The 24,044-nt window shown below is 48.7% G+C and carries 27 protein-coding genes; 16 read left to right on the plus strand and 11 right to left on the minus strand.

The window, feature by feature from the left end; translation table 11 throughout:
- Position 1: 1 nt before the first annotated feature.
- From DN611_RS11155 to DN611_RS11165, 3 genes are all read left to right on the plus strand, one after another.
- Entirely contained in the window at positions 2 to 925 is a 924-nt protein-coding gene (locus tag DN611_RS11155) for a class II glutamine amidotransferase (RefSeq protein ID WP_119311363.1), read from the plus strand.
- 1 nt (position 926) lies between these two features.
- Positions 927 to 1,286 (plus strand): DUF3846 domain-containing protein, encoded by a 360-nt coding sequence (locus DN611_RS11160; protein WP_119311364.1) that lies wholly within the window; start codon positions 927 to 929, stop codon positions 1,284 to 1,286.
- A gap of 128 nt (positions 1,287 to 1,414) precedes the next feature.
- Positions 1,415 to 1,981: a tyrosine-type recombinase/integrase gene (locus tag DN611_RS11165; protein ID WP_119311365.1), complete on the plus strand. Its 567-nt coding sequence runs from the start codon at positions 1,415 to 1,417 to the stop codon at positions 1,979 to 1,981.
- Between the two features lie 471 nt (positions 1,982 to 2,452).
- Here the strand turns inward: DN611_RS11165 and DN611_RS11170 are convergent, their stop codons facing one another.
- A complete protein-coding gene (locus DN611_RS11170; protein ID WP_119311366.1) occupies positions 2,453 to 3,394 on the minus strand; it encodes a helix-turn-helix domain-containing protein in 942 nt (313 codons plus the stop codon).
- A gap of 127 nt (positions 3,395 to 3,521) precedes the next feature.
- Here DN611_RS11170 and DN611_RS11175 point away from each other — a divergent pair, with 127 nt between their 5' ends.
- The 4 genes from DN611_RS11175 to DN611_RS11190 all read left to right on the plus strand — a co-directional run bounded on the left by DN611_RS11175 (position 3,522) and on the right by DN611_RS11190 (position 7,058).
- Positions 3,522 to 5,243: a DNA primase family protein gene (locus tag DN611_RS11175; protein WP_119311367.1), complete on the plus strand. Its 1,722-nt coding sequence runs from the start codon at positions 3,522 to 3,524 to the stop codon at positions 5,241 to 5,243.
- The gene (locus tag DN611_RS11180) at positions 5,240 to 5,494 is read left to right on the plus strand and encodes a hypothetical protein (RefSeq protein WP_119311368.1); all 255 of its coding nucleotides are present in this window, start codon (positions 5,240 to 5,242) and stop codon (positions 5,492 to 5,494) included. The genes DN611_RS11175 and DN611_RS11180 overlap by 4 nt, the downstream gene beginning before the upstream one ends.
- Positions 5,495 to 5,496: 2 nt before the next feature.
- The gene (locus DN611_RS11185; protein WP_181446420.1) at positions 5,497 to 5,763 is read left to right on the plus strand and encodes a DNA-binding protein; all 267 of its coding nucleotides are present in this window, start codon (positions 5,497 to 5,499) and stop codon (positions 5,761 to 5,763) included.
- Between the two features lie 62 nt (positions 5,764 to 5,825).
- The gene (locus DN611_RS11190) at positions 5,826 to 7,058 is read left to right on the plus strand and encodes a site-specific integrase (protein ID WP_119311369.1); all 1,233 of its coding nucleotides are present in this window, start codon (positions 5,826 to 5,828) and stop codon (positions 7,056 to 7,058) included.
- A gap of 66 nt (positions 7,059 to 7,124) precedes the next feature.
- Here DN611_RS11190 and DN611_RS16860 read toward each other — a convergent pair whose 3' ends face one another.
- From DN611_RS16860 to DN611_RS11215, 6 genes are all read right to left on the minus strand, one after another.
- Positions 7,125 to 8,141, minus strand: coding sequence for a DNA/RNA helicase domain-containing protein (locus tag DN611_RS16860; RefSeq protein ID WP_203005779.1), 1,017 nt, complete (start codon positions 8,139 to 8,141; stop codon positions 7,125 to 7,127).
- On the minus strand, positions 8,054 to 8,758 hold the full coding sequence (locus tag DN611_RS16865; protein WP_197714229.1) for a GIY-YIG nuclease family protein: 705 nt from the start codon (positions 8,756 to 8,758) through the stop codon (positions 8,054 to 8,056). Before DN611_RS16865 ends, DN611_RS16860 begins: the two co-directional genes overlap by 88 nt.
- A gap of 759 nt (positions 8,759 to 9,517) precedes the next feature.
- Positions 9,518 to 10,558, minus strand: coding sequence for a hypothetical protein (locus tag DN611_RS11200; protein WP_119311370.1), 1,041 nt, complete (start codon positions 10,556 to 10,558; stop codon positions 9,518 to 9,520).
- A 12-nt stretch (positions 10,559 to 10,570) separates the two neighbouring features.
- Positions 10,571 to 10,822: a YkgJ family cysteine cluster protein gene (locus DN611_RS11205; RefSeq protein ID WP_119311371.1), complete on the minus strand. Its 252-nt coding sequence runs from the start codon at positions 10,820 to 10,822 to the stop codon at positions 10,571 to 10,573.
- A gap of 9 nt (positions 10,823 to 10,831) precedes the next feature.
- Complete coding sequence (locus DN611_RS16505; RefSeq protein WP_136890788.1) at positions 10,832 to 12,121, minus strand: hypothetical protein; 1,290 nt, start codon at positions 12,119 to 12,121, stop codon at positions 10,832 to 10,834.
- The gene (locus DN611_RS11215) at positions 12,121 to 13,089 is read right to left on the minus strand and encodes a helix-turn-helix transcriptional regulator (protein ID WP_249390788.1); all 969 of its coding nucleotides are present in this window, start codon (positions 13,087 to 13,089) and stop codon (positions 12,121 to 12,123) included. The genes DN611_RS16505 and DN611_RS11215 overlap by 1 nt, the downstream gene beginning before the upstream one ends.
- 174 nt (positions 13,090 to 13,263) lie before the next feature.
- On the opposite strand from DN611_RS11215, the gene DN611_RS11220 reads away from it, so the two are divergent.
- Complete coding sequence (locus DN611_RS11220) at positions 13,264 to 13,596, plus strand: helix-turn-helix domain-containing protein (protein WP_119311373.1); 333 nt, start codon at positions 13,264 to 13,266, stop codon at positions 13,594 to 13,596.
- Positions 13,597 to 13,638: 42 nt separating this feature from the next.
- Here DN611_RS11220 and DN611_RS11225 read toward each other — a convergent pair whose 3' ends face one another.
- The 3 genes from DN611_RS11225 to DN611_RS16720 are packed head-to-tail and all read right to left on the minus strand — an operon-like array spanning position 13,639 to position 15,941.
- The gene (locus DN611_RS11225) at positions 13,639 to 14,568 is read right to left on the minus strand and encodes a class II glutamine amidotransferase (RefSeq protein WP_119311374.1); all 930 of its coding nucleotides are present in this window, start codon (positions 14,566 to 14,568) and stop codon (positions 13,639 to 13,641) included.
- A 2-nt stretch (positions 14,569 to 14,570) separates the two neighbouring features.
- A complete protein-coding gene (locus DN611_RS11230) occupies positions 14,571 to 15,686 on the minus strand; it encodes an amidoligase family protein (protein ID WP_119311375.1) in 1,116 nt (371 codons plus the stop codon).
- Positions 15,687 to 15,689: 3 nt separating this feature from the next.
- Positions 15,690 to 15,941, minus strand: a complete 252-nt coding sequence (locus tag DN611_RS16720; RefSeq protein ID WP_136890790.1) for a hypothetical protein — start codon at positions 15,939 to 15,941, stop codon at positions 15,690 to 15,692.
- A 107-nt stretch (positions 15,942 to 16,048) separates the two neighbouring features.
- Between DN611_RS16720 and DN611_RS11235 the strand changes: the two genes are divergently transcribed.
- Positions 16,049 to 16,264: a helix-turn-helix domain-containing protein gene (locus DN611_RS11235; protein WP_119311376.1), complete on the plus strand. Its 216-nt coding sequence runs from the start codon at positions 16,049 to 16,051 to the stop codon at positions 16,262 to 16,264.
- On the opposite strand, the gene DN611_RS11240 is transcribed toward DN611_RS11235, so the two are convergent.
- Entirely contained in the window at positions 16,261 to 17,322 is a 1,062-nt protein-coding gene (locus DN611_RS11240; protein ID WP_119311377.1) for a hypothetical protein, read from the minus strand. The genes DN611_RS11235 and DN611_RS11240 overlap by 4 nt on opposite strands.
- Before the next feature lie 273 nt (positions 17,323 to 17,595).
- Here DN611_RS11240 and DN611_RS11245 point away from each other — a divergent pair, with 273 nt between their 5' ends.
- The 7 genes from DN611_RS11245 (at position 17,596) to DN611_RS11275 (ending at position 23,944) form a co-directional block, all read left to right on the plus strand.
- Complete coding sequence (locus tag DN611_RS11245; protein WP_119311378.1) at positions 17,596 to 19,173, plus strand: phage/plasmid primase, P4 family; 1,578 nt, start codon at positions 17,596 to 17,598, stop codon at positions 19,171 to 19,173.
- A complete protein-coding gene (locus DN611_RS11250; RefSeq protein ID WP_119311379.1) occupies positions 19,151 to 19,357 on the plus strand; it encodes a DNA-binding protein in 207 nt (68 codons plus the stop codon). The genes DN611_RS11245 and DN611_RS11250 overlap by 23 nt, the downstream gene beginning before the upstream one ends.
- A gap of 112 nt (positions 19,358 to 19,469) precedes the next feature.
- Positions 19,470 to 20,705 (plus strand): tyrosine-type recombinase/integrase, encoded by a 1,236-nt coding sequence (locus DN611_RS11255; RefSeq protein WP_119311380.1) that lies wholly within the window; start codon positions 19,470 to 19,472, stop codon positions 20,703 to 20,705.
- Positions 20,706 to 21,344: 639 nt separating this feature from the next.
- A complete protein-coding gene (locus tag DN611_RS11260) occupies positions 21,345 to 21,953 on the plus strand; it encodes a helix-turn-helix domain-containing protein (protein WP_119311381.1) in 609 nt (202 codons plus the stop codon).
- A gap of 84 nt (positions 21,954 to 22,037) precedes the next feature.
- On the plus strand, positions 22,038 to 22,277 hold the full coding sequence (locus tag DN611_RS11265; protein WP_119311382.1) for a hypothetical protein: 240 nt from the start codon (positions 22,038 to 22,040) through the stop codon (positions 22,275 to 22,277).
- The gene (locus DN611_RS11270) at positions 22,270 to 23,043 is read left to right on the plus strand and encodes a phage antirepressor KilAC domain-containing protein (protein ID WP_119311383.1); all 774 of its coding nucleotides are present in this window, start codon (positions 22,270 to 22,272) and stop codon (positions 23,041 to 23,043) included. Before DN611_RS11265 ends, DN611_RS11270 begins: the two co-directional genes overlap by 8 nt.
- Positions 23,044 to 23,089: 46 nt before the next feature.
- Positions 23,090 to 23,944, plus strand: coding sequence for a DUF6017 domain-containing protein (locus DN611_RS11275; protein WP_119311934.1), 855 nt, complete (start codon positions 23,090 to 23,092; stop codon positions 23,942 to 23,944).
- Positions 23,945 to 24,044 lie beyond the last annotated feature (100 nt).

Raw genomic sequence — 24,044 nt, forward strand, 5'->3', positions numbered from 1 at the left:
TATGTGCTGCTTATTCGGACTTTTAGATTACGGCCACTCTCTGACTGCTGCTCAGAAAAACCACATTCTGGCGGTGCTTTCTACCGTCTGTGAGGCCCGTGGCACCGATGCCACCGGAATCGCCTATAACACCGATAACGGATTGCAGATCTATAAGCGTCCACTTCCTGCTCACCACCTTCGATTGCGTATTCCAAAGGACACCAATTATGTCATGGGCCACACAAGAATGACCACGCAAGGCTGTGAGAAACACAACCACAATAATCATCCGTTCAGTGGCCGTGCAGGTGGGGTTCCTTTCGCTCTGGCCCACAACGGCATTCTCCACAATGACCATGAACTTCGGAGGCAGAGGAAACTTCCTTCCACAAAAATCGAAACCGACAGCTATGTAGCTGTCCAGCTGATCGAGCGATCCGGAGAACTGTCCTTTGCAAGCCTGAAACAGATGGCCGAAGCCGTGGAAGGAACCTTTACATTCACGGTAACGGACAATACGGACAACCTGTATATCGTGAAGGGAAACAATCCCCTCTGCCTGTACCACTGGCCCAAGTTAGGGCTGTACCTCTACGCATCCACCGAGGACATCCTGAAACGGGCCTTACAGGGCATCCGGCTCAAGCTGGGTAAACCGCAGGAGGTCAATATCGACTCCGGGGAGATCGTCCGTATTGACCGCTTTGGCCGTATTACCCGGAGCATTTTCGATACCTCCCATCTTTTCCGCAGCCGCAGTTACTTTGGCTGGCCCTACCGCTTTTCCCTCTGGGACAACGATACCGCTTATGACAGCTATGTGTCCGAACTGAAATCGGTAGCCAGAGCCTTCGGATATGCTCCCGACGATATTGATGATCTGCTGAACGATGGGTTTACCCCGGAAGAAATCGAAGAATGCTTTTACACGATGGAGGTATGACATGAAAATTCTCATGGTCGAACCCGGCAAGGCACCGAAGGAAAAGAACATCTCCGGCACTCTGGATTCCATGCAGGAAGCTGTTGGTGGGACGATTCAGGCCATCTATCCCTTTGACGAACCTGTGGCTCTGATTTGCAACGATGATGGCAAACTGATGAATCTGCCCATGTGCCGCTCTATTCACGAAATAGGGGATATCATCTTCGGCAGCTTCTTTGTCTGCGCCGCCCCACCCGGGCATCGGAATTTCACATCTCTATCCAAGGAGCAGATCGAGCGATACAAGGAGCGGTTCCGCTTCCCGGAAACTTTTCTGCGTATCGGCGGCGATGCCATCTTTGTGCTGAGAAATTTGTGATTGTTCGTTAAATTGTAGAAATACGACTACCAAAATCCAGTGTTTTCAAGGCTTTCAGCGGATTGGCCTTAAAAGTTCGTATTTCCCAGGACGATAATTCGTATTTCAGACTGGATTGGAGGTGCAAAATGAACAAGCGAACCGTGGCTCTGACCACGGAGCAATACAAGGAAATCATCTCAACCATGAAGCAGGGCTTCACCGGATGCCGTCCGAACCCACGGGCGGCAACGGCACTCATGCTGGAAGCAAACTTGGGTTTGCGCATCTCGGACATTGTTCAGCTTCGCCTGTGCGATATTGTCAAGGACGGCAACCGCTATCGTCTTGCCATCATAGAGCAGAAAACCGGAAAGGCCCGTGTGTTTACCGTTCCTCTGGCGCTGTATCAGTTTATCCGATGCTACTGTCTGGATAATGGCATTGGGAGCAATGATCTCATATTCCCGGTCACGGAACGGTCGGTACAGAAGCATCTGAAAACCGTCTGCGACTATTTGGGTTTCTCCGGTATCAGCACACATAGCTTCCGAAAGTATTACGCAACGGAGATTTACAAAAACAGCAACTACAATATTGCGTTGGTCCAGCAGCTCCTGCAGCACAGCAGCGCTGCCGTGACACAGCGCTACATCGGCATCCAGCAGAAGGAGTTGGAGGATGCCATTGAAAGCCATTTGAAATTAGACGTTTGAAAGGAGGAACCCGCAGTGATTTGGTTCTTGGTTGGATTTGTTATCACCATGATCGCTTTCTGCTTCACCGAAGTCTGCACCGCAAAATGATTCCCGCTATCATCATGGATGCCATAACTCTGTTCCTGAAAGGTGCCAGTGCCGCTATTGCAGTGTATGTGTCCATGCTCAAGAAACGGGACAAATGATTTGAGGGGTTAGGGCGCTGGCCCTAACCCCTTTTCTATATGTCAACTTTTGGTTTGGGGGAGGGGAATGGGGCCTCAACGCCCTGCGGGCGGCTCGGCCTTCCCCTCCCCCAAGCCTCTTTCCCTTCTGGCCCAAACAATACCTGCTCACCAAACTTTACTGTGTCAATGTGCTTGTGTCAGAACTACTCTAAATTTTACGGGTCAAAAAGCATAATTACGGCGGATTCACAGTCGATGATTCAAGCTGCTTTTGACACTGACACATCGGCACAATAATTTATCAATCCTGTTCCGTATGCGTGAAAGCAAGGTCTGACAACGATTGTAACTTTGTAGCCCTGTTATTTTGTACAAACGAACTGCTTTCGTCAATAAACCCACCATCTCTTAAAAATCGCAACACAAAAAGCTTTTCCTCTGGTGTACCTCTTGTAATCGCAAGGAAACATTTCAACAAATCAAGGTCTTTGTACCCAAGTTTCTCGAGCGTAAAGATTGTTTCAAGTATATGATATGGATCCTTTTCTGTTATTCTTTCGCATCTGTTGCTCTTGATATCGGTACGGCGCTCCTTTGCGAAGGCTTCATCCCCAATCTTTTGAAAAAGTCTTTGTATCAAAGGAATGCCAAATAATGCATTTTTAATCACTTCATGCCGCTTGTCTTTGGCATCACAGATTCGTAAGAAAACCTGCATCAACTCACGATCCTCTTTGGAAGCCAATACACCATCTTTATAAAGGGCCATTACCGCTTCATCCGCATAAATCAGCGCTGGCGGTCTTGGTGTGCTATTAGCGCAACTGAGTGCAAACATTATAGGCTCTGTAATTGTCGGCAAAAACTTTTCTACTGGAAACTCCCCCGTATAGTCCAATGGGTTATCTGTTTTCCCAACAAGGTACAGCGGAGATACATCATAGATTAAAGCAAACAGCTTAAGATATGTTCTGTCAATAGATGCCCTTGGCCTGAGGGCATTCTCATAACCAACAATTGAAACATGGGACAAGTTAAGTAGATTTCCTACAGATGTTTCAGTCAATCCAATTCTTTCCCGACATTCACGCAATTTTGTTGCATAATACGAGACTGTTTTGGGGTCAATCAGCTCCGCGTCCTTGAGTTTGCTGATAGCTATCTCGGTTTGCGTTACATGAGCAGGAAATTGGGTCTCAATTTTTCCACAGGTCTTGAGTACTTCTTTTTTCTTGCGAGGCATGGTTTCTCTCCTTTGTAACTTTCTCTTGTTGAAAAAAGGTTGTTTATGTTGCGAATTCTCGACTTTCAGTTTTCGTGGCAGGATGAAATAGTCAAATGACACCAAAATCAGCAAAGGAGAGTTTGCCATGGAAAAGAAACATTCCAACCCGTACCTTGAGCACATTGGTTCACAGCAAAAACTATTCGAACCCATGATACCTACACGACCAATTAGGGACGTAAATAACCACTCAAAAGTTATTTACATAGACGAAACCAGAGAACGCATCCCCGATCCGCCGAATCCGAGAAATCTGTTAATCCCTATGGACTTTCATGAACCGGATGCAATCGATATGAGCAACAAAGAGATCCTCAAGATGAAGGGCCTTGTTTCGGAACCGGCGATGTACAGAAATACTTCCATACCCACGTCAACACCTGTGTACCGTCAGATACAAGTTCCTTCAAAGGATGAGCAGCCCACAGTGCAGGAATTGCTTCCGAAAGTCAAAGTATCAAAAGCTACCGACGCTGAGAGCGCTCCCTCTACCTCAGAAGACAAAATGTCACCGTATGATACTGCGCAGTATTTACTTACACGCTTCCACATGAAGTCAATAAGTAATGTACTGCACATATTTGATGGTCAGTGTTACCGGCCATATCCAACAGATACAGCGTTACGCTTTATTGTTGATAAGTGTCGCTCACAAGCCAAGGCCGCCGGTACCCCCAGTTTTCCTAAATCGGTATATGATTGTCTTCGCAACGAACCTCGCATTGAATGCAAAGTGGGAGAAAACAGTACTGAACGCTATCGCTTTGTAACTTTTGAGAATGGAACCCTCGACCTTAAAACAGGCCAGCTACATCCCCATTCACCCCAATATTTTACAACATACTGCCTTAAATGTCAGTATAACCCGAGCTTCGCTAATCTGTCTACGCCCTATTTTGATACCTTCCTCCATCAGATGAGTGGTGGTGATAGGTTGTTAGAGGCCAGGGTGTTGGAATTCATTGGCTACTGTCTTGTTCCGGATCTTGATGGGCGAGTAATTTTCTTGCTTCAAGGTTACTCTGGCGCAGGCAAATCTTTAATTTCGAATTTTCTCCGCAGTCTTTATCCCGACGAAGTCGTTTCATCGTTGAATGTCCATGAACTTGGTGACAAGTTCGCTGTGTCCGAGTTGAGTCGCAAGGTCATATGTTTGTCGCCTGACCTTCCCGCCGGAGTGCTCGATGATAAGTCAGTCAGTGCTCTGAAAAAACTCAGTGGCCACGACAAAGTATCCTCCGATGTAAAATTCCAATCTCGGGTGGAATTTGAGTGCGAGGCAACATTTGTTTTAGCAACAAATCACATGTTATGCACCAAAAGGAGAGATGAGGCATTGATTGACCGTATCGTTGTAATTCCCTTTGCCTTCCCCGTGGCAAAGGAGGCCCGCATGCCGTCGTTAATCGATAACCTAAAGGAGGAAACGGATCGTATAGCTAATCGGGCACTACAGGCATATTTTTGTCTCCGCAGTAAGCATTACATCTTTTCTGGCAACTACGAGATCAATGCGGTTACTGAGGCAACATCAATCAGTAGCGACCTCGAATCATGTATGGCAGCATTTGTACAAGACTGGATTATTCCCGATCCCAATGGAGGTGTCCATAATTGCGAAGCCTGCGAACTTTTTTGCAGCATTTATAATCTTAGTATAAACGATAACGCTTTTTCCCGGTTATTTACTCGGTTTGTTTCTCAAAAACATCCTATTGAACATGGTCGGGTGAGATTGCCCGGTGGTGGAAATCCCAAAAATTACATAAAAGGAATACGACTTAAGGATGGAGGGCAAGTGAAATGAGAATTTATGCGGTTTTCGGAGATAATGCTGTTATGATTGAGTATTCCTATGAGCACGCAAGGTATTGCCTGCACAAGTACTTCCGTGGTGCACATTACACCAAAGCATTCGGCAGCATTGCCGAGGCAACAGCCGAAGCAACCGACCATCTGTGGGAAATTGCCCCGCTGAACCGGGCTATACCGGAGTTCCTCAAACCCGGGAAGATTTACTTTGCCAATAAGCTTCCCCTGAATACCCAAGGAGAATAGCCATGGCCAAGAAAATGAAATCTGACCCGCCTGAACTGCTCCCGATGCTGATGCCGGCCAGTATGATGGCAAAGGTTTCCGGGATCGGCGAGGCAACTCTGCGAACCTTGATGGCACAGGGGGAAATCGAATACCTGCAGATCGGCAACCACCGCTTACTCAGCGTCAATGCCATCTGGGCCTATTACGAAACCCATAAGACACCTTCTAAGCCTGCTATTAAGGCGAGGTTTGACGCTATCCAGAAAATGAATGCGGAGAGCGCATAATCAAATCTGTCCCGGAAGGCACACGCCTTCCGGGACTCTGATCCAACTATAAGGAGGCAAAAATGGCTATTACAGAAAGAACCGTTCAAAATAAGCGTAACAGTGTCGGGGAATTAACCGGGAAACCCGGTATAGTTTACGACGTGAACATCAAGCACAAAGTCAACGGACAGCAGAAAACACATTCCAAGAAAGGTTTTGCCACAAAAAAAGAGGCCTTGCAGTACGAAGCAGCCATGAAAAACAAGCTTTCAAATCCGTCCTATGTTGCACCTACAGCTGCCCAACGGAAAATGACTGTGGAGGAATATTTGGAGGAATGGGTCGAGCGGCACGGAAATGCTAATCTCCGTCCCAGTACAAAGGCCAGCTACAGGTCTCATATCCGTAATCACGTGATTCCGTATATCGGAAGCGTTCCGCTTGGGCAGGTAACTCCTGCCATGCTGGATGATATGTTCCGGCAGTTGTACGAGAAAGGTCTCTCCCATAGCTCAGTGAAATATGCCCATCGCGTTGTAGGGGTTGCTTTCGAACACGCACGGAAGTACCATTACATCGAAAACAACCCTGCAAGGGACGTTATCACTAAGTTCGGCAAGCAGGGCAAGACTCCTGACCCTTATACGACCGAGCAAATGAGCACACTATTTGCCAATGTGGCTGGTTCCAAGTGGGAACTGATCGTGGTTCTCGGAGGCCTTTATGGGCTTCGGTTGTCTGAAATTCTTGGTCTTCGATGGAGAAATATTGATCTTGAATCCAAGACGTTTGCTGTGGTTGAGCAGCTGCCGTTCGGAATACCGGCGGGAACAGTGACCATTGATGAAATGGCTCCTGTAAAATCCAGTGATCGTGTCCTGCCGATCACAGACCTTACTCTGCCATACTTTCAGCGCCAGCTGGCATTACAGGCCGAACAGAGAACTTTGCTGACCGGAGCGGGACAAGCCTGCTATGACAATGATTTGGTTATCGCCAAGCCCAACGGGGCACCGGAGCGCCGGGAGCGGGTATCCTCGAATTTTGGTCAGCTTCTGAGGCACACTGGGATGCCTCATATGCGTTTTCATGACTTGAGACATTCGGCAGCAACCAACATGCATCAGCTTACAGGCGATTTTTATACCGTAGGTATGATCCTGGGGCACAGCTTGAAGGGCATCGGTATCCAGCTCGGAATCTCCAATAACCTTGAGTCTGTCACCGCTCAGTATGTAGATGTGCGTCTGGATCGGAAACAGGTGGTGCTTGATACATACCATAGAGCTGTGTTGAGTGGCACCAATGTTTAAATAATAAGGCCAGCGTTGAATTTCAGCGCTGGCCTTATTCTCAACGTATATCTTTTAGTAACACTCTTATCTAACTATCGGAATAAACTTCCCTAGATATTCGCGCAAAGCATCATCGCAAACATATACATAGGTTCCTAATATTCCGCGAGTCAGCAGAACTGCGTAAGTGTTGAGAATATAGTTTTTTAATTCATCATCTGCTACAGACCGTTTCACTTTATTGTCAAAAAAGTGTTTTCGATTAACTCTAACTTCTCTGCTTTCAGTATCATAATACAAATCCGGGCCAATAACTACCGCAGCATAGTTCAGATCAAGCCCAGGCAATGAATATATGCTGCCCATCTCCTGCTTTGCGTTCGGGTTTCTAAGCCATCCGCCAGTCTGGCGATTCCACCATACATCAACTCCATCGATAGATATGTCCGGTCTATCAGGAGAGTCTTTCGCAATCCACTTCCAAGCATACCCTCCACACAATCTACACAAGCCAACAGACTTTTCTTTCATATCAAGAGTCTCAATCATATCGCTAAAGGAGCAAAAAATCTTGAATTCATAGTTTTTGAAATTTAAAGCGGAGAGCTGTTTTTGATTCAATACGGCATGAATATAGGGAACGTAGTCGTTTCCGGCGCGAATACGCATCTGATCCTGTAGTTCTACCGGACGGATACCACAATGTGAAATATCAAGGCGTTGATGAAAAACATCGTAAGGAATATCAGAAGGACACGCAATTTGCTTTCTATCGTAGAGCAACACAAGACAATCGGAGTTTTTCACAAGCCAGTCTAATTCGTCATGCGTATCATCCAACCCCAGCCTAGTGTTGCCGCTTCGGAAATTAGTAATATACATACCCAGATTTTTGTTTCTTCGTAATCTGTGCGCCTCGTCACAAATGATAATGTCATAATGCTTTTTTGTAACATCAATTGGGCTAATAATCTCTTTATCATAGCCCCCAGGCAGACGCTTAAATGCAGATCTTAGTTCACTTCGTGTGGCAGAATTGGAAAATACCAAACCGACTTGCTTTCCGTTGAAATCAGGGTTCGTCTTAAGGTGATAGAACAAAGAGGATGCAATGACCGTCTTTCCGGTTCCTGCATCACCTTCCAGAAGTATGGGCCTAGCCTTTTTTGCCTTTCGTTGTTTTGTGATGCGCTGGTATGTATGGCATTTACAATATTTGTCAAGGTGGCAATCTGTTTATCTGTAAGGCTCGTTTGAGGAGAATACTTAAACTCCGTTTTATTCAGGATGGCTTGAAACTCTTTGTGCTTTACCAATCCACGCTCTACCAGCTGTGGCCATAGCCTGTCAAAGCCCAGTTCAAACTCGTTTTTTCGCCGATAAAATGTGCGTTCACCCTCACTGCGATTGATGACATGAAATCTGCGATCAATACGCATTAATTTAATCAAAAGTTTTTCAAAATGCTTTGCCGGAGTTTCTTCAATGTCCTCGCCTGTTATTACGTGGATTCTCTTAAAATGAAAACGGTAACACCAATCATCCTTACGATGATGCTCCTTGCTTCGTTCAATAATATCATTTGTCTCACCGACATACGCATCTCTGCCATTCTCTAAGATATACACATAGTGAAAATCATGAGGGAATGTCCATTTGCCGTAGTCAGGGGAGGCATAGTCATATGTCGTAATTTCAAAACTAACTGTTGTAACCATTTCCATCACCTTTGCATTTAATCAGGCTACATTGATTATACAAATAAAATCATACAAACACAACCGAAAATCCCTGTTATCATATCGTCTTATACGTTTCCGTATGATGCGTGGTAACCCTCAAAAGCTATATGAGTTCTGCATATGATATTCTGAAGTTTTATACGTTTCTACCGCCCCTCTGGGCACCATTTGGGCTCCACAGCATTCATTTTCGCCGAATGGTATTCAGTGCTTGGGCACCACAAACAGGGCACCATGGGCACCATTTTGGTTTTTGCCGCAATCGAAACTTAATATCAAGCAAAGAGAAAACCCTTGGAAACTCAGCATTTCCAAGGGTTTTTGGCGGAGGCGGTGGGATTCGAACCCACGGACGGGATTAACCGTCAAACGATTTCGAGGGGAATAATGCATAAAATATTTGCTCATATTTGTGCATAACGTTTTATTTTGCCATGGAAAGTAGCTATATAAAAGAAAAATTCCATTTTTCTTCACACTGGTGAATTTCTGACTTCATATCATCACAGATCGGCAAAAGCACCATTTCGGCACCACGCTAAGCAATCATCCTCCCTGGGGTAACGTCAGAGACATCGCGGCTTAAGCCGCGTCAAATGAAGGCCGTGCAACCCCCTGGCCGGACGGGGGTTGTAGGCCTTCATTTGACGCCTTCCCGACAGGGCGCCGAAGGCCAAAATTTTGACGATGTGGGAGCGGAGGTCGTAGACTTGTCTTAAACCTCTATACTTTCTATCAAGTCAGAGCTGTAAGTCCCTTTTCTTTCAGGAACGCATCGGAACTATTGATAGCCAAATCAATGTCGACCTGGTTAATTCGATTGACCTCGGTAGTGGAGCCACTGGAGAGAACGAGCTGGACTTTGCACATCTGGAAGAGGAGAGCTACCAGTTGGACAGTGTTCTCTGTCATAAGCTTCTCCGAATCGGTAAATTCGTTCCAGTCAGTTTTTCCGGTAAGAATCACCAAGTTGCCCAGTTGGGCGAGATGTCGCATATACACATTGTTAGTAGCAGACAGAGCTTTTTCGAACCGTTCTTCTGTCATGTGCAAAGATTCAAGATAGGCACAGATTCGGTCAATTTCTGTCTTGGCTTTTTTCATCTGTTCCATAGCCTCGTCCGCTTTGGCTGAGAGCTTGTTTCCGGTAAAGTTGAAGATAATGCCGCCTACCAGGAGACCCATGCCCAGAGTGGTGGCACCAAGAATGGTGGTTCCAAGAGCTATACCGCCGCCACCGGCAGCCAGTGCACCACCACCCAGGGCAGCCAGCGTGGCGTTAGTGGCAGCTGCACCACTAAGCGAGGCGATGGCAGTGCCTGTGGAGGCAGTACCCAAAGCCATAACGGCAGCAGTAGTAGCACCAGCAGCAGCAAACCCACCGGCAGTTCCCAAAGCTGCTCCACTCAGCCCTCCCAGTAGAACACCAGCACCGACCGACACCTTTTTCAGATCCTCTGGACTGTATGTTGGAATCGTGACGTCACCGTGCTTGAAAGCGCGGAACTCCGGCTTATTCTGGATGCGCTCAAAAATGTCTGAGAACTTCTGAAAACTCTGCAGAATCTCCAGCTCCAGCTTTCCCAGACGATCCATGGCAGCAGTGCAACGTTCATTCCTTATCTCAAACCGCCTGACATTGGCTGTATGTGCCTCTTGAGTTTGCTTCATGGTGTCATTGGCTTTTTTCATTTTAACTCCACCATGAATTGCACTCCCAACACCAGCTGCTCCGGCAACTGCTGCTGCAGCTCCTAAAATTAAAGGTAATGGCATCGTAAATTCCTCCTATTTTTCTAAATTCTTTAGTCTTTGGCAGGCCTCGCGGTTCAGGCGATAATATGTATCGATAGGCATCACTTCCTTGAAGAATTTCTGGTAGCTCTCGTCTACTCTGCACAGCAATGGACGTTTCTCATAAATGCTGCACAGATTTCCAGACAGATATTTGCAGGTGCCATCGCCCCGATCCAGCTCTGCATACAGCTTAGATATATCCAGGTGCCGACAGCAGGCTCCACAACGATCACACTCAAACATAGCGATTGCTCATTCGTAAATCAGATGCCGGCTCTTATCCCTCATAAAAGTGTCAAAATCACCTTCCCAGGGAATCGAAATGCCAAGCTCCACCATGTTCTTTTTCAAAAAGAAATTGAGGCTCTTTTCATCTTCGATGCAGTCAATATAACTTTCAAGCGGTTGGTATTGGGCGGTTTCTTTTTGGAATGCAGCCAAATCAATTCTTTTGAGTTGCTCCATATATGTTTGCAGTGATGCGGTAATTTTCTTATAGGCATCCAACTGCTTTTGCAGAGGTGCTTGAATACCAGCCCTGAGGCAAATTTCCTTTAGCACCAGCACCGTGAAACGTCCCCATGCGATGATGTTCATACGAGTAAAAAACATTAGCCAATTTCCACCAGAACGGACCAATGCGTCTGCCCCATCCATCAAACATAATGTACCATGTCCGAAAAGGAGCATTATGCGCAAGTCGGTATGTGACTGGGTGGGGATGCACTCCTTTAATGGCTTCTTGAAATAGAATCGCTGCTTTATCATCCAGATAAAACGGACCAATAGCTCACAAAGTAGTACAGGAAGCGACATGGCTATGCCAAACCGGGCGTCGTACCCCTCTTGAAAGGCTCGAACAGCCAATGTGGCCAAATCTTGTTTATCCTGTCCAATGTTGAACTTTCCGAAGTTGCAAAATTGGAAGAGTTCAAAAAATGGAATCGCCACACCTGATCCTCTTCCAATGTTACCGCGACTACCAGAACTTCCCGCAACATCGGACATGATGTGTCCAAACCAATTTACAATGCCGCAGAAAACTTTAGAGACAAGGTTATTGCCTTGCAATTCAAAGGATTCTGTTTTGATAGTAACCAGTTTTCCCCCGCTCACAAACGAAGATGTAGATGTAAATTGATTTAAGACTGAGAAAAACAATCCGATGATATCGGGCGAATGTGACAGAGATTTGATGTGGTGGTTTTTGGTACTCATATTGAATGCACCGCCCACATCCGCTGAATATCTCTGGTCGTAGTTGACTTTATATTGTCTTTCCAGATAACCAATTGCACTAGCAACGTTGCCTTCTTTTCCAGGTCGTGGAGACCATCCACTTTTTTCTGCAAATTTTTTTACAGCTTCATCTACTTGCGCATCCGTCCATTTTCCAATGACGCTTTGGCTCGGTGCACCTACTAGAAAAATATCAACTAAACCAGAGACTGCCCCACAGGCCACTGCAATTAAATAGTCGGATGAATCGCAGGCGTGTTTCTGTAGCAGTTCACCATCTTTTTTTTCAATTAAATCCTCCATTATTGCATCCCCTTTCCTTGCTCATTCGTTTTTTGTGGGCAGTCTTTCCAAATTACACGGTCCCCCTGGCTTCTTAGCCACATTTCAATGCCCTTGCCAAAGACCTCCGCGCGGATCTCATAACATCCGTCGTGCTCACTGAGTATCTCCGCCGTGGAGAGCCGGTCCAGTACCGCCTCCACGGATGGCCCTTTATAGATAAAACGCACCGTTTCCAGTTTCCCGCCGTACATGAACTGGACCCGCTTCCGGAACTCCCCCTCAGAGAAACGGCGGCTGTATGGCACCTGGAAGTGCTCGTCCAGCACCTGGAGCTTCTCGATCCTGTCCACCCGGTAGATCGTGGGGAAGGGATCATCGGCATTCTCAAAGTGCTCTGCCCGGTCGATGCCCTCAATAAAAGCGGTCAGATAGAAATAGAACTCCGAAAACAGCAGGCCCACAGGCTGGAGCCGTCGGCTCTTCCGCTCTCCCTGCTGGGTGCGATAGACTGCCTCGACCACGGAATGGCTCCAAATCGCCTGTCCCAGTGTCCAAAGCTGGTTCGAGAGCCGTTTCCCATGATATGGCTCCACATAGTAGAACCGCTCGTTCGCCAGGATCTGGCCCAGGAGCTTCCGGCTCTGCGGGGAGGCACACCGGCTCAGGAGCTTATCCAGAATCGGCTCCATCTCATCCTTCGGCATGGAGCGGCTGTCCAGCAGGATTTTGCACACCGCCAGCAGCTCCCCGCAGGAGAGAAAGCTCCCGGCGGCGGAGGTCAGCTCATACCGCTGCTCCTTCGCCTTGTATAGGATCTCCTGCGGCGGCTCCTGACTGGCAAAAAAATTACGCAGGCAGTCGATGTCCCTCTGGATGCTGCGCTCGTTGACACCAAAGCGAGCAGCGGCTTCTTTTTTCTGCAATCCCTCTCCGTGGACCAGCATTTCATAGAGATACAGCAGGCGGCTGTTCTTGTCTGTCTCCACGCCACCACCTCCTGTCTCTATCATAGCAGCGGACATAGACACTTTTTGTCCATGTAAAAAATTGCGCTGAAAGTTCAACGTCATTATACCCTAAAAGTTATATCCATTCAACCCCACAAGTTCATTTATAGATAAAACTCTCCGGGTTAAACTGATGAAAAACGGAGGGGCGCTATGGACTGGGTATCAATCGGCGGGAGAATTCGCAGGCAGCGGGAATTTCTGGGCTACACACGGGAGCAGTTCGCGGAGCTGCTGGACGTGACGCCGAAATTCTGCTCGGATATTGAGCTGGGTGTCAAGGGGATGTCCGTCCAGACCCTGTGCCGGATCTCTGAGGTCCTGCGCCTGTCCACGGATTTCATCCTTTTTGGCAGGGAGAACACCGAGAGTTCCAGCCCCATCACGCAGCTGCTCCGTAGCTGTTCCTCCTCTGAGCAGGCCTATGCGGAACAGCTTCTGAAAACCTTTATCATGGCAATGAATGCAAAAAAAGAATCGCTTTGACAAGCGATTCTTTTTTTGCGTCCACTCCCGATGGGGAATGGATTAGATCTCACCGCTGTAAAACAGGTCTTCCAGCTCTTCAGCGGTGAAGCCTTGGGCGGCCAGCAGGTCAATATCCTCCGGAGAATACCCAAAGGCCAGCGCCACGGTTTTCAGTTCATCCAAATGGGTCGTGTCTTTTTCCGCATGGGGGAAACTGCGGCAGTATGGATCGTTCATCAGGAACCGGGGGTATCTGAACCGGAACAGCTTGCTGTCATCAAAGGTCTCCCGGTCGAGCCGCCCAGTCTGGTTAATCCGCAGAATCTCTCCGCACTGGACAGGAACCTTCCGGCTCTTTCCAAGCGGTACTTGAAGCTTCCGGAGCGCCTGACGAAGGATTTCTTCCGTTGAGGCATAGAGATAGAGACCGCAGTCCGGGAAGAAATACAGGCAGAAGGGGTTGTCTCCCTTGACGATGTAGAAACTTCCGTCATCTCCCAGCACCGTGATCGTGAAGGAGCCTTCCAGCAGCTCCGCCATATACCGGAGGCTGTCAAAGTTCAGAATGCCCTTCTGCACAATCAGCTGGACGGCGATGTAGCTGTCCGTCTCAATCCTGGTTCTGGAAAGATGCAGGCTCTTCCGCAGGCTGATGTCATTGTCTAAAACGCCATTGTGGGCCAGGGCAAAGGTCCCAGTCTGCATGATCCCCCGGAACGGGTGGTTGTTATAGTTCTTTCTGGCACTGCCCTGGGTCGTCATGCGGGTGTGGCCCATGGCGAAGCGGGAGTTGTCGCGGACGTAGAAGTTCAGCTTGTGGCCGGGAATGGGCTTCTTATAGATATGGAGATTCCTGCCGGAGTCATAGGCCACACCGGTGGCGTCCGTTCCCCTGGCCTCACTGGCAGATGCCAGCGCATGGAGCATCTTGGATTTTTCCTTCCCGGTAAAGCGCAGCTCCGTGTCGATCAATCCAAACAGACAGCACATTGTCACACCTCCACTTCCGCCATGACCGGCTCGTTGACATACAGACGCCGCTCTTTCAGATACCGCACCAGCTCCGGAGCCTGACAGCCGGAGACAAAGGAAGTCCAGGACAGGGCTTTCAGCTCGTCGTCAGACAGATAGATCGCCACGTCACAGATCCGGTCAACGAGCTGCAACGTGGCGATCAGGGTATTGTATTTGAGTGTTCCCCGGAACATCCGGAATTCGATGGTGTCCCGGTTGGTGAGGTTTACGCAGGTATAGCGCCCGCCGTGATACCCCTTCTTGGCGTGATCCAGGATCTCCATGGGCTGCTCCTTATAGCCGTAACGGGATGCCCACTGATCCAGCTGGTGCTGGGTGCGGCGGCTGAATTTCAGCAGCTCTTCCCAGTGCTTCTCGAAAAAGTAGAGGACACGGGCAATGGCGGTGTCCTGTTGTTCCTCAGTCTCTCCAAAAGCCAGACGACTCACATGGACATGGAGGCCACAGGTCCCGGCCTGATGGCTGGTGTAGCCCAGATCCACAGCTCCTTTGCAGATTTGCTCCCAGGGTATCTGCTGGAGCTGGTAGCTCAGGGACATGGGGTGCGTGACGATCTCAAATCCCTCTTCCAGGGAGCCATCATGCTTGCAGTAGATCCGTTCCTCTTCTTCGTTGGCGATCCGCAGGAGTTTTTTGGCGTTGGAGCCGTACTCCCCGGCTCCATCGATTTCTAGCTCCACGCCAAAGAACCTGGGGCCGTCTCCATAGAAAATCGGCTCCGGTTTGTAGCAGTAGTCCTGAATGGCCCGGTCGCCGGCGGTCCGGGTATAGCAGGCATGGCAGAGCGGTTCTTCCTCGTCCGGGTCATCCCGGTCATAGTAGGCTTCGTCGTTGTGAAGCAGCTCCCCGCAGCGGACGCAGTTGGTGTAATAGCGGTCATAGCAACGCTCGCAGAGCGGCGTGTCACTGTTCCCGGCATTATCGTCGGTCCAGATCCGTTCTCCACAGACATGACAGGTCACGGTCTCCTCTGCAAAACAGCGGGGGCAAAGGAATTGCCCGTCGAACTCTTCCCGCTGGGAGATAAGGTATTCACGTCCGCAGATCGCGCAGACATAGGTTTCCTCTTTCATCACTCATTCCTCCTTCATCACTTGGTCGATGATCGTACATAAGATAGCAGCGGCGGCAGCCAGGATGATCCCCAGGACATTTTTCCTGGAATCAGTTTTCACCCCAGGGTGCAGACCTTGCGGAGCAGCTGGTCTACCAGCTCCACCAGAATAGCGCGGATCACGGAAAGCAGTGTGTTCAGCATGGTTTTCCTCCTTTTTCCTTTCAAAATGAAAAAGCGGCGGCGATTGCTGAATGCCAAAGGCATTCAGCAATCGCCGCCGCTCTATAAGAATGATATTTCTTTGAAAGGGACAGGAAAAGCAAACAAGGCGCTATCTGGGAAACAGGGGGATAATCAACCGGAATGGAGGAATTTGAAATGGATCATAGCGAATACAGAGAAGCTCTGGACGCCTATAAGCAGGAACGTCTCCCGGTGGTGCTGACCGCCGCCGAGGCCATGGATCTTCTCGGTGTGGGGAAAAACACCATGTACCGGCTCTTAAAGTCGGGGGAGCTGCCGGCAGTTCGGATTGGGCACTCTTGGCGTTTGACTTTGGAAGCAGTCGAATATTTTCTCTGCAACCGTAGCTAAATATTTAAATGCCCCTCATAACGCAAGAAAATATCAGATAGAATCTCGGAGTCCGAATATGTTCCGCTTTCCGCCAAATAGTGACTGTATAGGTGTTGATTATTGTAATACAGATATAAAATATAGCTGTCAGAGAAGCTTATTTTATCCAAAAGAGAATTACAAACAGGATCTGTATTACCTGCTAAGTATTTGTAAATCACAACACACCATGTTTCAAAGACTAAATCCCGTATGTGGCGATCCTCTAAATTTGGAAAAGATGAAGGCTGAAATACCGCAGGACGCACCATTTCACTATTTTTAGGGGGTTCCACTTCCTTGATTTCGGTAAAGAAATCCTTAAAGCCAAATATTCGGCTCAATGATTTAAGGGATTCGATAATAAAATTATATTGCGAAAGAGGAACTCCGCATTCTTCATTGATAAAGGCGTTCTCGACAGAGGTACTCCCTCTCAGAATAAAAAAATTTTTACTAAAATTGCATATATAAGCAGTCAAGAGGAAGGGCAAAAGACTACAAACAGCCGATTCTTCCAAATTGAGCATTTGATGAACATACCTGAATTTTCGTTCTAATGGTATGCTTCCAAGAACACTCGGACAAGTAGGGGGTGTAGGCTCCATGCCCTTTTTGATTTCGTTTTTTAATTTTTTAAAAAGGCACTCGCATTTTGTGCGATTTCTTATCAGCAAATATTCTTTGACATCTTCAAAAGAGTCTTCCAAATCTTCAAGATACCACCATGGGTCTAATGGCTGAAGCTTCTTCGCTCCTGGTCGCCGGGTCCGCAGCTTAAACAGCTTATTGAAATGCGCATCGATATCTTGAAAGTGATGTTCAAATTCACGCTCTATAGTTTCCCAGAAGGTTTGTGTATTCTTACAAGGCATCAATAACTCATTATCTGCTGGACATTCACTATTGCTTTCTTCGCGGATGTTTTGTGCTGGAATATTCCGTGACTGATATCCGTGTATCATATACTCCACGACGGAGCCTAAGGCATGTTCTTCTCGTTCCAAAAGAGATGCTATAATCTCCCAATTTTTCATAGAACTCTTCCTTTTTTAGCATTGCTTAATTTAATTCAGGCGACTAATTCGTAGAAAAAGCGGGCCGTAAAACAGGAAAAATATGGTGAATATCCCTAAATCCAGATCAGAATACAGAGGGGGCACAGCAAAATTGAGCCCCCTCTGTATTCTGATTTGTCCTCTGAAAACCAAAATAAGCCGCATGAAAAAAAAGAAGCGTTCGCGGCAATTGCCGAGTTTGTATATGATAGCTCTCGAGCCGGCTACTACACACTATCTGGAGGAGTCAAGATGAGTACGAAATTTCTGTTCCCTGATTGGGAGAACGAGGATGACGATTCGCAGGATCTCTGTGGACGTATGCGCGAGATGGCGGAGGAAGCCGCCCGACGGGAGCGCCAGGGGCTTCCGGAGAAAAAGGAGCCTGAACCGCCGGCTCCCACAGCCAAAAGCCCTCGGAAGCGGGCGAATTTCTTCTCCGATCTGGTGGAGCAGATCGCAAAAGCCAAAATTCTCCTGTTTACCGAGGACGGGGAGCCGTTCGCCTATGACGAAGAGCTGGGCTGCTACCAGCCCATTCCCCAACTGACGGCATGGCTTGCAAACTTCTTCCCGGAAATCACGACCCGGAGTCTTTTGGCGAACGATCTCCGCGAAATTGCCCAGCGCCTGACTTGGCGGGAAGACCTCCGGTGCTGCCGCGATGAGTTCAACCGGAGTAAAGAACTGGTGAATCTGGAAAATGGGGTTTTCAATCTGGAATCTGGCGAGCTGCTGGAGCACGATCCCCGGTTCCACTTTACTTACCAGGTTAAGGCCAGTTACCTGGAAGATCCTGAGCAAATCAAATGTCCCGTTCTCGAAGATTTCTGCCGTTCTTCTCTCGATGGAGACCCTAAAAAGCGGCAGCTGCTTCTGGAGATGATCGGCTACATTTGCTCCGACCTGACCGTTGGGAAGTGTGCTTTCTTCCTACAGGGACAACCAAATTCCGGAAAAAGTGTCATCGCCGAGTTCATCAGTCGGTTATTTGATCCATCGCTCGTGTCCAATGTACCGCTTCATCAGCTAGGAGAACGGTTTTCCCGAGCAGAATTGGCGGGCAAGAAAGTCAATATCGCCGGCGAGATTGCTGGGAGAGCCTTACGGGACATCTCCATTTTCAAGTCTGTCACCGGCGGCGACCGTATCACGGGCGAGTTCAAAGGGAAAGACCTCTTCTATTTCATCCCACGGTGCAAGCTGCTGTTTGCAGGCAACACGCTACCGCGGACGACCGAGGCGGATACCACCGCCGCCTTTGCAAACCGGCTCGTGGTCCTACTCTTCAATCAGAGCATCCCGCCGGAGAAACAGGATAAGAGCCTGCTGGATAGGCTTTGCAAAGAGGCGGACTCCATCGTGACCCTTGCGCTTCATGCCTTGCAGGACCTCATGGAACGGAATTTTGTGTTTGCTCTACCGGAGGATTCTAAGGCATTTCTGGAATCGTTTGTCAATCGATCAAACGTCCTGTCCGGCTTTATAAAGGAACGCTGTATCCTCTCCCCGGAGGCTCGCGTATTCAATACGGACCTCTTTGCGGCATTCGTGGATTATTGCGCACAGAATGGGCTGGAGGCACTCTCACTCAGCCAGTTCCATGACCTTTTGTCTGGAATTCCAGGCGTCTACGCCAAGCGCATCCGTATCGGAAAAGAGAACCGGCAAGGACATGTGGGAATCTCTCTAAAGAAAAGCGAATCCCATGGAACTTTGGAACAACAGCCTCGAACGCCTGCGTGGCTAAGGGGAGAAAGTTCCACGGAAGGTGGACCACATATCATTTCAAAGAGGGAGGAAGACGATGCCCAGCAAGAAAAAGCGTGAAGATCTCCCGCTCTTCTTATCCCCGGATCAGGCAGCAAAAATCAGCGGCCTCGGCGTCAACCGCATCCGCCAGCTGATGGAGGATGGGCAGTTGGAGTATCTGCCAGTCGGCAACCGGCGGCTGACAACCGTCCAGGCTCTGCTGGACTATTACAAGCGGGCCAAAGTACCGGCTGCGGCCTGAAAGGATGCGTTACCCTGATTTTACCATCTGGCCCTAGGCGCGTCAAGAGTAGGTGGGCGGTGGTTTGCTTGGAGAGCAAACCACCGCCCACCTCTAAAAGGAGGAATAATGTATGGCTGTTACAGAACGAACCGTGAGAAATAAGCGCAACAGCGCGGGAGAACTCACTGGAAAGGCCGGCACTGTGTACGATGTGAATGTCAAGTACAAGTCCGGCGGAAAGAGCAAGACCTATTCCCGCAAGGGCTTCCTGACAAAGAAGGACGCCTTACAGCATGAAGCGGAGATGAAAGCGAAGCTGACAAACCCGGCATACACGCCGCCCTCTGCTGTTCAGCGAAAAATGACTGTGCAGGAGTACATGACGGAGTGGATCGACCGGCATGGCTCTGCAAATCTCCGCCCCAGCACCGAGGCCAGCTATCGGAGTCACATGAAGAACCACATCTTCCCCTATATCGGAGATGTATTTCTGAACCAGCTCTCCCCGGCCATGCTGGACGATATGTACCGGCAGCTTGCTGAAAAGGGCCTCTCTCAGTCCTCGGTCAAATACGCACACCGGATCATGGGCGTCTCACTGGAACATGCCCGCCGGTATCACTACATTAGCAGCAATCCGGCCAGGGATATTTTGACGAAGTTCGGAAAGCAGAGCAAGACGCCAGATCCTTACACGGTAGACCAGATGCGGCAGCTGCTGGCTGTTGTCATGGGGACGGAGTGGGAGCTGATCGTAGTGCTGGGAGGATTGTATGGGCTTCGCCTCAGCGAGATCATCGGACTGCGGTGGAGGAACGTAGACCTAGCTGAGAACACTTTCGGCGTGGTGGAGCAGCTTCCTTTCAACACGCCAGCGAATACCACCGTAATCTCTGAAATGGCTCCTGTGAAATCCAGTGAGCGGACACTTCCTATTACACCGCTCGTCAAGCCATACTTTGAACGGCATCTGGAACTCCAGAAGGAACAGAAGCGTTTTGCAAAGCAGTCGGGGAATCCGTACTTTGACAACGACCTTGTATTCGCAAAGCCAAACGGCGCTCCCAAGCGCCGGGAGAGGATCTCCGCGAATTTTGGACAGCTTCTGCGTCACGCAGAGATGCCCCATATCCGTTTTCACGATTTGCGGCATACGGCAGCAACGAATATGCACCAGCTGACCGGAGACTTCTATACGGTCGGACAGATCCTGGGGCACAGCCTGAAGGGAATCGGCATTCAGCTCCAACTCTCCAACAACCTGGAAGCCGTCACGGCGCAGTATGTGGATGTACGGATGGAGCGCAAGCTGGTCGTCCTGAACACCTATCATGAAGCGGTACTGGGTTCTGGTCTGAAAACATGAAGTGCGGAGATGTGCGCGATGCTTACGCATCGCGCACATCTCCGCACTTGCCGCAGCACCGCAGTGCTGCGCATCTCTTTTTGCGTTCTCTCGAACTGTGGAAATCTCACGTATTTTGATATTGCTTTTTATAGGTCGCTTTTGAGGTGACGGGCACCATTTGAGCACCACAGCAAGGAAATCCCGAATATCTCATTCACTGGCCGGGCACCACAAACCTCGGCACCATGGGCACCATTTTGCTGCTGACGATGGGAATTGAGAAATCTTCGGGAAAAATAGAAGTCCTTGAAGCATTGTGCTTCAAGGACTTCCTGGCGGAGTGGGTGGGATTCGAACCCACGTGCCCTTGCGGACAACTTGATTTCGAGTCAGAGTCGCTATCCGGACTTTGAAGGAAAACGGCGGAAACTCACGGACAATGCAAGAGTTTGCAAGCCCTTGAAAAATCAGCATTTTTCCGCCCTTGAAGGTCGAAAATCCCGAAAGCCCAGACAGAGCAAGGAGTTCGAAAGAAATCCGGTTTTGGGGAGAAAAAATCCCGTTGGGGAGAAGATGGGGAGAACTCGGGGAGAAATCACAGTCCAGTGCAGATGACACCTACCGATACCGAACATCAAAATCAAGGTGGTTATCCGCATGACTGAAAGCATGAAATATTACGAATCCATCCGTCGCAAATACCCTGAGGCGGTCTCGAAAGATCAGTTCTACCAGATCGCCCATATCAGCAAAGCAACGGCTCTGCACCTTCTGCAAAACGGTTTAGTCCCGTGCAAAGATACGGGCAAGAAAACTCGCCGGTACACAATCCGCACCGACGATATAATCTTCTATTTGATTGACCGGGAGCTTCACCCGGAAGTCTATCGCGCACCGGATCGCTGGTATCAGGAACGGTCTGGTCATTACAATTCGCGTGTCACCTATCGGAATGAACTGACGAGGCTGTCCGAAGAGGAACGAGCCAGCTTCCGAAAATACATGGAAGACGAGTTTTGTCAGTACGGTGATCTGCTGACCATCGTTGAAGTGGCTGAGGCAATCGGCTACTGCGATACTTCGCTTCATCGCTGGTGCAACGCCAAGAAGCTCAAATCATTCAATATCTCCGGAAAGTTCCTTATACCAAAGATCAGCCTCGTAGATTTCCTCGTTTCTCAGTACAGCTTCGACATTACACGAAAAACTTGGAAGCACACGCTGCTCATCAAAAGTTTTCTTGATAGACTTGATACAACAGAATAATTCGTATAGCAAAGCCCCGTTATTGCACTGCGCATAGCAGAACAATAACGGGGCTTATTTTTTGTCAAATTGGAGGTCAAGGCAATGAACACAAGAGATTCTGCCAAGGCATTTGACGCTTTGATGCAGGAAACGCCGTATTCCCATTTCGATAGCGGCTGCGAGGGCATTATACCGGAATGCCGTACTTGCCGCTTTCATCGCCCCTTCTGGAAATATCAGTCCTGCGTGTTTGCAGAGTGTCCCTACTGCTGCAATCCCGTTTCTACCCTCAAAAATCAAAGTGGCACATCTGCTGCCGGAAAGGAAGTCAATCATGGATAACAAAATCGAAGTCTTCAAGAATGAACAGTTTGGAGAAATCCGAACAGCCCTGATCGAAAACGAGCCGTGGTTTGTGGCGGTAGACGTGTGCAGGGCTTTGGAGATCGGCAATTCGTCACAAGCCATTTCACGGCTGGATGCGGACGAGAAGATGATTACCCTCATTTCAAATGAGGGTAATAAACGAGGCAATCCCAACATGACGGTGGTGAACGAACCCGGACTTTACACGCTTATTCTGAGCAGCCGTAAGTCCGAAGCCAAAGCCTTCAAACGCTGGATCACGCATGATGTCATCCCCATGATCCGCAAGACCGGCTGCTATATGACGGACTCTGTGCTGGAACGTATCCGCAAGGATCCGACGTTTACCTATACGCTGGCAAAGGCAATGCTCCGGGAAAAAGACCGTGCTGATGCGCTTGAAGCGGAACTGAATGCCGCAAAACCAAAGGCTGATTACTACGACGCCTTCATCAATCCGGATGACTGCACCAATATCCGCACCACGGCGAAGGAGCTGAAAATCCCTGAGCGCAAGTTTGTCAAGTTCCTGCTTAACGAAGGCTATCTGTTCCGCTCTCCATCCGGTCAGCTTCTTCCCTACAACAAGAAGAGCAACGAAGGACTTTTCATTGTCCGGGATTTCGTGACCTTCCGATATACCGGCTCTCAGACCTACTTTACACCGAAAGGCAAGGATGTTATCCGCATCCGGTACTTTGGTATCTGCGGCGTTGAAGTGTCTGCGAAAATGGCAGGGTGATTATGTGTCCGTCTATCGCGTCAATAAAACCCGTGACTTCACGGTCATGGGCAATACACATCTAAGGGATAAGAACCTGTCCCTCAAGGCAGTCGGTCTTCTTTCAAAAATGCTGTCGTTCAATGATGGCTGGCAATTCTCCACCCGTGGGCTGGCTGCTATTTGCAAGGAAGGTCCCGACGCCATTCTCTCGGCACTCAAAGAGCTCGAGAAAAACGGCTATCTTGTTCGTCACAGAGGAAGAGACAGCAAGGGCAGGCTTGTCACCACGGAATTTGACATTTACGAGTCTCCACAAGCAGGTTTGCCGCACAGGGAAAAACCACATAGGGAAAATCCCGATGTGGATAGTCCAGATGTGGAGAATCCCCATAGGGATAATCCCGCGCAAATAAATACTATCCAAGTAACTAACCAAGGAAGAAATACTCTCTCAAAGAACAATCAATCCATCAATCTTGATGGGATGGATAGGATGGATGAGCGAAACAGGTATGAAGAGATTATCCGGCAAAACCTTGACTATGACATTCTCTGTCAGGATCCGAAGTTCGATAAAGACCGCTTCCGGGAGATCATGGACATCATGCTGGATGCCGTCTGCTCTACCGCTCCGACCATCCGTATCAATGGCGAGGATATGCCGCAGCAAGTGGTCAAGTCCCGCTTTCTCAAGCTGAATAGCAGCCACATAGAGTACGTTCTGGAAGCAATGAACAAGAACCCGTCAGACATACGCAATATCCGTGCGTACATTTTGACTGCTCTGTATAACGCTTCTCTGACGATAGACAATTACTATTCCGCGCTCGTCAACCATGATTTTTACGGGCAGGACAGGTCAGCAGGGTCAAAGAAGCCCAAAACCTACGATTATAGCCTTTGTGAAGGCACTCTTTAATGAATACCATCGTGAGCATTGCTCGGAAAGGAGGACATTGCAAATGAAAATTATCTATCGCCGGATTGTGCCGCCTTAGCTTTGGCAGCAGTCCCCATAA

It is taken from the genome of Oscillibacter sp. PEA192 (genome assembly GCF_003574015.1).
In the GTDB taxonomy this organism is placed as follows: Bacteria; Bacillota; Clostridia; order Oscillospirales; family Oscillospiraceae; genus Oscillibacter; species Oscillibacter welbionis.

Coding starts and splice junctions, on each gene's coding strand:
- DN611_RS11155 (WP_119311363.1), top strand. CDS start 2: ATGTGCTGCTTATTCGGACTTTTAGATTACGGCCACTCTCTGACTGCT.
- DN611_RS11160 (WP_119311364.1), top strand. CDS start 927: ATGAAAATTCTCATGGTCGAACCCGGCAAGGCACCGAAGGAAAAGAAC.
- DN611_RS11165 (WP_119311365.1), top strand. CDS start 1,415: ATGAACAAGCGAACCGTGGCTCTGACCACGGAGCAATACAAGGAAATC.
- DN611_RS11170 (WP_119311366.1), bottom strand. CDS start 3,394: ATGCCTCGCAAGAAAAAAGAAGTACTCAAGACCTGTGGAAAAATTGAG.
- DN611_RS11175 (WP_119311367.1), top strand. CDS start 3,522: ATGGAAAAGAAACATTCCAACCCGTACCTTGAGCACATTGGTTCACAG.
- DN611_RS11180 (WP_119311368.1), top strand. CDS start 5,240: ATGAGAATTTATGCGGTTTTCGGAGATAATGCTGTTATGATTGAGTAT.
- DN611_RS11185 (WP_181446420.1), top strand. CDS start 5,497: ATGGCCAAGAAAATGAAATCTGACCCGCCTGAACTGCTCCCGATGCTG.
- DN611_RS11190 (WP_119311369.1), top strand. CDS start 5,826: ATGGCTATTACAGAAAGAACCGTTCAAAATAAGCGTAACAGTGTCGGG.
- DN611_RS16865 (WP_197714229.1), bottom strand. CDS start 8,758: ATGGTTACAACAGTTAGTTTTGAAATTACGACATATGACTATGCCTCC.
- DN611_RS11200 (WP_119311370.1), bottom strand. CDS start 10,558: ATGCCATTACCTTTAATTTTAGGAGCTGCAGCAGCAGTTGCCGGAGCA.
- DN611_RS11205 (WP_119311371.1), bottom strand. CDS start 10,822: ATGTTTGAGTGTGATCGTTGTGGAGCCTGCTGTCGGCACCTGGATATA.
- DN611_RS16505 (WP_136890788.1), bottom strand. CDS start 12,121: ATGGAGGATTTAATTGAAAAAAAAGATGGTGAACTGCTACAGAAACAC.
- DN611_RS11220 (WP_119311373.1), top strand. CDS start 13,264: ATGGACTGGGTATCAATCGGCGGGAGAATTCGCAGGCAGCGGGAATTT.
- DN611_RS11225 (WP_119311374.1), bottom strand. CDS start 14,568: ATGTGCTGTCTGTTTGGATTGATCGACACGGAGCTGCGCTTTACCGGG.
- DN611_RS11230 (WP_119311375.1), bottom strand. CDS start 15,686: ATGAAAGAGGAAACCTATGTCTGCGCGATCTGCGGACGTGAATACCTT.
- DN611_RS11235 (WP_119311376.1), top strand. CDS start 16,049: ATGGATCATAGCGAATACAGAGAAGCTCTGGACGCCTATAAGCAGGAA.
- DN611_RS11240 (WP_119311377.1), bottom strand. CDS start 17,322: ATGAAAAATTGGGAGATTATAGCATCTCTTTTGGAACGAGAAGAACAT.
- DN611_RS11245 (WP_119311378.1), top strand. CDS start 17,596: ATGAGTACGAAATTTCTGTTCCCTGATTGGGAGAACGAGGATGACGAT.
- DN611_RS11250 (WP_119311379.1), top strand. CDS start 19,151: ATGCCCAGCAAGAAAAAGCGTGAAGATCTCCCGCTCTTCTTATCCCCG.
- DN611_RS11255 (WP_119311380.1), top strand. CDS start 19,470: ATGGCTGTTACAGAACGAACCGTGAGAAATAAGCGCAACAGCGCGGGA.
- DN611_RS11260 (WP_119311381.1), top strand. CDS start 21,345: ATGACTGAAAGCATGAAATATTACGAATCCATCCGTCGCAAATACCCT.
- DN611_RS11265 (WP_119311382.1), top strand. CDS start 22,038: ATGAACACAAGAGATTCTGCCAAGGCATTTGACGCTTTGATGCAGGAA.
- DN611_RS11270 (WP_119311383.1), top strand. CDS start 22,270: ATGGATAACAAAATCGAAGTCTTCAAGAATGAACAGTTTGGAGAAATC.
- DN611_RS11275 (WP_119311934.1), top strand. CDS start 23,090: ATGGGCAATACACATCTAAGGGATAAGAACCTGTCCCTCAAGGCAGTC.